1 protein-coding gene and 1 pseudogene are annotated in these 1,884 nt (G+C 64.3%); one reads left to right on the top strand and one right to left on the bottom strand.

All coding sequences use genetic code 11. The features are described 5' to 3' along the window. Positions 1-957: NAD(P)/FAD-dependent oxidoreductase (locus tag ACE3S9_RS19155; protein WP_374548072.1), on the top strand; the 957-nt coding region annotated here is incomplete at its 5' end. Between the two features lie 57 nt (positions 958-1,014). Here the strand turns inward: ACE3S9_RS19155 and ACE3S9_RS19150 are convergent. Beyond that, a pseudogene (locus tag ACE3S9_RS19150) lies at positions 1,015-1,884 on the bottom strand (aconitate hydratase); the annotation flags it as partial.

Below are 1,884 nucleotides of genomic sequence, written 5' to 3'. Positions count from 1 at the left end.
CACGCCGGCCTTTATTACGATCCTGGCAGCCTGATGGCCCGGTTCTGCGTCGAGGGCCGGCGCGCGCTCTATGATTTCTGCGCCGAACGCGGCGTGGCGCATCGCCGCTGCGGCAAGCTCGTCGTCGCGACGTCGACGGCGGAGATCGGCCAGCTCGCCGCGATCAAGACGCGCGCGGAAAAGAATGGCGTCGGCGACCTCGTTGAAATGAACGCGGCCGAGGCCCGCATGCTGGAGCCCGCGCTCCGTTGCGAGGCGGCGTTGCTGTCGCCCTCGACAGGCATTATCGACAGCCACGGTTTTATGCTGGCTCTGCTGGCGGAGGCCGAGGCCCTTGGCGCGGTTCTGGCGCTCAGGACGCCGGTCGTCGCGGGCCGGATTTCCGACAAGGGCGTCGAATTGACGCTCGGCGGCGATGCGCCGATGCGGCTCCGCTGCGGCCTGTGCGTCAATTCAGCCGGCCTTTACGCGCCCGATCTGGCGCGGCGGTTCGAGGGTTTTCCCGCCGAACAGGTCCCCAAAGCTTTTTTCGCCAAGGGCAGTTATTTCGCCCTCGCCGGGCGTTCGCCGTTCTCGCGGCTGATCTATCCCGCGCCCGTTCCGGGCGGTCTCGGCACGCATCTGACCCTCGATCTCGGCGGCCAGGCGCGGTTCGGTCCCGATGTCGAATGGATCGACCATGTCGATTACAGCGTCGATCCCGCGCGCGCGGAACGCTTTTACGCGGCGATCCGGCTCTATTGGCCGGACCTGAAAGACGGACAATTGACGCCAGCCTATGCCGGCGTCCGGCCCAAGATCGTGCCGCCCCAAGTCGGACGGCAGGATTTTGTCGTGCAGGGCCCCGCGCAGCACGGCGTCCCGGGCCTGATCCATCTGTTCGGCATCGAATCGCCGGGCCTGACCGCTTCGCTGGCGCTGGCCGACCATGTCGCGGCGCTGGCGTCGCGCGCCTGACGAAAAAGGCCACCGGATCGTTCCGGCGGCCTTGATTTCTCGCGCGAAACGCGCCGCTCAGGCGGCGAGCTGGCGCAGCACGTAATGCAGGATGCCGCCGTTCTTGTAATATTCGATTTCGTCAGCGGTCAGGATGCGGCTGTTGAGCGGAACCTTCTTCACCGTGCCGTCGGCATAGGTGATTTCCGCTTCCATCTTCTGGCGCGGCTCCAGCGAGGTGAGGCCCTTGATGGTCACCAGCTCGTCGCCCTTGAGGCCGAGCGATTTCCAGCTCGTGCCTTCCTCGAAGGTCAGGGGCAGGATGCCCATGCCGACGAGATTGGAGCGATGGATGCGCTCGAAGCTCTCGGCGATGACCGCGCGCACGCCGAGCAGATTGGTGCCCTTGGCCGCCCAGTCGCGCGAGGAGCCATTGCCATATTCGACGCCGGCGAACACGACCAGCGGCACTTTGGCCTTTTCATATTTCATCGCGGCGTCATAGATCGACAGAACGTCGCCGCCGGGGAAATATTTGGTATTGCCGCCTTCCGGCACATTGCCGGCATCGTCAGCCAGAATGAAGTTCTTGATGCGGATATTGGCGAACGTGCCGCGCATCATCACTTCGTGGTTGCCGCGCCGCGTGCCGTATTGGTTGAAGTCTTCCGGCTTCACCTTGTTGGCTTGCAGATATTTGCCGGCGGGCGAGGCCGCCTTGATCGAACCGGCCGGGGAAATATGGTCGGTGGTGATCTTGTCGCCGAACAGAGCCAGCACCCGGGCGCCCTCGATATCCGTCACCGGCTTGGGCTCCATGGCGATGCCCTTGAAATAGGGCGGGTTCTGAACGTAGGTCGACTTGTTGTCCCAGGAATAGGTCTGGCTATGCGGCGCCTTGACGCGGCGCCAGTTGACGTCGCCCTTGAACACGTCCGCATATTTCGC

It is taken from the genome of Rhodoblastus sp. (assembly GCF_041915505.1).
GTDB lineage: Bacteria > Pseudomonadota > Alphaproteobacteria > Rhizobiales > Beijerinckiaceae > Rhodoblastus.
Note: the sequence above shows the minus strand (reverse complement) of the source record. Positions and strands in the feature narration are given on the sequence as shown.